Here is a 3,850-nt window from a genome sequence, read left to right as displayed (position 1 = left end):
CACGCTGCAAAACGCGGTGGCGAACAACCCGCTGTCCGGTGTCGCGAACAACGCGGTGGGCACGCTGACGAATCTGGCGAACAACAATCCGCTGCCGGGTGCACTGAGCAACGCCGTGGGAACGTTGACCGGGCTTGCAAGCAATAATCCGCTCGCAGGCGCGATCGGTGGACTGAGCAACACGCTGCCCGGCGCCCTTGGCAACACGGCCGGCGCATTGGCGGGCGCGGCGAGCAACGGCGCGGGCGCATTGGCCGGGGCCGTCGGCAACGTGACGGGTGTGCTCGCAGGCGCGGGCAGCAACGTGGCCGGCGCGCTCGCCGGCGTGGCGGCCAACAACCCGCTGCCGGGCGTCGTGAACAACGTGGCAGGTACGCTCGCGAACGCGATCGGCAGCAATCCGATCACGCCGATCACGACCGTCGTGAGCGGCCTGATTAACGCGCTGCCCGTCGCCAATCCGACGGGCGTGTTGACGGGCGCTGTCAACAACGTCGCGGGCACGCTCGCGCGAGCGGCGAACGGCAACCCGGTTACGGGCGCGGTCGCTGGCCTCGTGAGCGCGCTGCCCGTCAGCAATCCGGCTGGCGCGCTGACGAGCGCAGCGAACAACGCGGCAAGCGCGATCGCGACGGTCGCGGGCGGCAGTCCGGCTGCTGTGATCGGCGGCGCCGTCGGCGGCGGCGCGAGTGCGTTGACGGGAGCCCTGACGGGGGCGGCCGGCACGGGCGTCGCGACGGGCTCGCAACTCGGAAGCGTCGGCTCCGCCCTGATGGGTTCGGGCGCGAACTCGGCAGGGAAGGTCCTGACGTCGGGCGGCAACGCGTTCGGCAGCACGGCCGCCTCGACCGGCTCGCTGCTGTCGACGGGCGCCGCCGCCGCGAGCACGGTCGTCAACTCGGTGAGTTCGTCAGTCGGTGCGGTGGTGGGGTCGTTGCCGAACCTGACGGTCTCGTCGTCGAAGTCGACGGCACCCGCGTCGAGCCCGCTCGCTCCGGTCGCGTCGTCGATCGCGACGCTCGCCGGCGCGCTGCCGAAGTAATGGCGCGCGGCGCGTCCGGGCGATGCTGCGGGACGCGCCTTCGCTCTCCTTCCTATATATAGGGGGCAGCGGCAGGCGGTAACCGGCCGGAAGGTGGTTGGCTAGAAGGCGAGGCAAGGCGGCATGGCGAAGAGGCCATGCCGCCTTGTCGTTTCGGAGCGAGATGCGTCGCGAAGTGCCACGGGGCGGGGCGCGGCGGCGGTTCGTCGCCGGCATTGGCCGTGCTGGCCGCCAGATCCGCGACCTGCCGTCACGGCGAATCGGCTTGGCCGTAAGGATTTCGTATGCGATGATTTTGTGCTCCGCATCGACCGAGTCGGCGCGGCAGATGCGCCGTCGATCCGCTCGGGAAATCCACGATGCGGCGCGCGGCGCGTCCCGTCGCATCACGCGATGTTTTTGCAAGTATTTGTTTTTGTTGTAATTTGTGTGCGGCGCGATGTCGCCGTGCAGCCGTTTTCCCGGCCTTCCCACCCGCCGGATCGTCCCCGAATCGCGCGCGATTCCACTTCTTGAATTTGTCAAAACCCGTCCATATAATTAGCACTCGCTGCACGAGAGTGCTAACAATTCCTGCCGGCCGGCGAGCCGTCCGGTAGTTTCCCTCAGCGTTCTTCAGTCTCAATCAAGAGAGGAGTGAGTATGAACCTTCGTCCGTTGCACGATCGCGTGATCGTCAAGCGCCTGGATCAGGAAACCAAGACCGCCTCGGGCATCGTCATTCCCGACGCAGCCGCTGAGAAGCCGGATCAGGGTGAAGTTCTGGCCATCGGCCCGGGCAAGCGCGATGACAAGGGCGCACCGATCGCTCTCGACGTAAAGGTCGGCGATCGTGTTCTGTTCGGCAAGTATGCTGGCCAAACCGTCAAGGTCGACGGCCAGGAACTGCTGGTGATGCGCGAAGAAGACATCATGGCCGTGGTCAACGCTCAGTAAGCGTTCACCAACGGATCACAATCTCAGAGATTTCAAGGAGTTAGAAGATGGCAGCTAAAGACGTCGTATTCGGCGATTCCGCCCGCGCGAAGATGGTCGAAGGCGTGAACATTCTCGCCAACGCAGTGAAGGTCACGCTGGGCCCGAAGGGCCGCAACGTCGTGCTCGAGCGCAGCTTCGGCGGCCCGACGGTCACCAAGGACGGCGTGTCGGTCGCGAAGGAAATCGAGCTGAAGGACAAGCTCCAGAACATGGGCGCGCAAATGGTCAAGGAAGTCGCTTCCAAGACCAGCGACAACGCCGGCGACGGCACGACGACGGCAACCGTCCTCGCGCAATCGATCGTTCGCGAAGGCATGAAGTACGTCGCATCGGGCATGAACCCGATGGACCTGAAGCGCGGCATCGACAAGGCTGTCGCGGCAGCGGTGGAAGAGCTGAAGAAGATCAGCAAGCCGTGCACGACGAACAAGGAAATCGCACAGGTCGGCTCGATCTCGGCGAACAGCGATTCGTCGATCGGCGATCGCATCGCTGAAGCGATGGACAAGGTCGGCAAGGAAGGCGTGATCACCGTCGAAGACGGCAAGTCGCTGGCTGACGAACTGGACGTCGTCGAAGGCATGCAATTCGACCGCGGCTACCTGTCGCCGTACTTCATCAACAACCCGGACAAGCAAGTCGCCGTCCTCGACAACCCGTTCGTGCTGCTGCACGACAAGAAGGTGTCGAACATCCGCGATCTGCTGCCGGTGCTCGAGCAAGTCGCGAAGGCAGGCCGTCCGCTGCTGATCATCGCTGAAGACGTCGAAGGCGAAGCGCTCGCGACGCTGGTCGTCAACAACATCCGCGGCATCCTGAAGACCGTTGCGGTCAAGGCGCCGGGCTTCGGCGATCGTCGCAAGGCGATGCTGGAAGACATCGCGATCCTGACCGGCGGTCAGGTCGTCGCGGAAGAAACCGGCCTCACGCTCGAGAAGGCGACGCTGGCCGAACTGGGCCAGGCGAAGCGCATCGAAGTGGGCAAGGAAAACACGACGATCATCGACGGCGCAGGCGAAGCCGTGAACATCGAAGCGCGCGTGAAGCAAATCCGCACGCAGATCGAAGAAGCGACGTCGGACTACGACCGTGAAAAGCTGCAAGAGCGCGTGGCGAAGCTGGCCGGCGGCGTGGCGGTGATCAAGGTCGGCGCTGCGACCGAAGTCGAAATGAAGGAAAAGAAGGCACGTGTCGAAGACGCGCTGCACGCAACCCGCGCTGCCGTTGAAGAAGGCATCGTCCCGGGCGGCGGCGTCGCGCTGATCCGCGCACGCACCGCGATCGCGGCTCTGACCGGCATCAACGCCGACCAGAACGCCGGCATCAAGATCGTGCTGCGCGCGATGGAAGAGCCGCTGCGCCAGATCGTCACGAACGGCGGCGAAGAAGCGAGCGTCGTGGTCGCGGCGGTTGCTGCCGGCCAAGGCAACTATGGCTACAACGCAGCGACGGGCGAGTACGGCGACCTGGTGGAAGCCGGCGTCGTCGATCCGACCAAGGTTACGCGCACCGCGCTGCAGAACGCGGCATCGGTCGCCGGCCTGCTGCTGACGACGGACGCAGCCGTCGCGGAACTGCCGAAGGAAGACGCTCCGATGCCGGGCGGCATGCCGGGCGGCATGGGCGGCATGGGCATGGACATGTAATTGGCCTGAGGCCGATTACATCGAAGGACGCGCGGCGACGCGCGTTCTCCCAAACGAAAACACCCGCAGCGATGCGGGTGTTTTCGTTTGGGGCGACGGTATCGGGCGACGGTATCGGGCGACGGTATCGGGCGACGGTATCGGGCGACGGTATCGGGCGACGGTATCGGGCGACGGTATCGGG

Annotated in this window: 3 protein-coding genes; all 3 read left to right on the top strand. The window is 65.3% G+C overall.

The window, feature by feature from the left end; all coding sequences use genetic code 11:
* A partial coding sequence (locus X946_RS04575) for a hypothetical protein (protein ID WP_038744521.1) occupies window positions 1-1,042 on the top strand: 1,042 nt, incomplete at its 5' end.
* A gap of 642 nt (window positions 1,043-1,684) precedes the next feature.
* Window positions 1,685-1,978: a co-chaperone GroES gene (gene groES / locus X946_RS04570; protein ID WP_009889537.1), complete on the top strand. Its 294-nt coding sequence runs from the start codon at window positions 1,685-1,687 to the stop codon at window positions 1,976-1,978.
* Window positions 1,979-2,025: 47 nt separating this feature from the next.
* Window positions 2,026-3,666, top strand: coding sequence for a chaperonin GroEL (gene groL / locus X946_RS04565; RefSeq protein ID WP_038744520.1), 1,641 nt, complete (start codon window positions 2,026-2,028; stop codon window positions 3,664-3,666).
* The last annotated feature ends 184 nt before the right edge of the window (window positions 3,667-3,850 follow it).

The organism is Burkholderia sp. ABCPW 111, from assembly GCF_000773065.1.
In the GTDB taxonomy this organism is placed as follows: Bacteria; Pseudomonadota; Gammaproteobacteria; order Burkholderiales; family Burkholderiaceae; genus Burkholderia; species Burkholderia savannae.
Note: the sequence above shows the minus strand (reverse complement) of the source record. Positions and strands in the feature narration are given on the sequence as shown.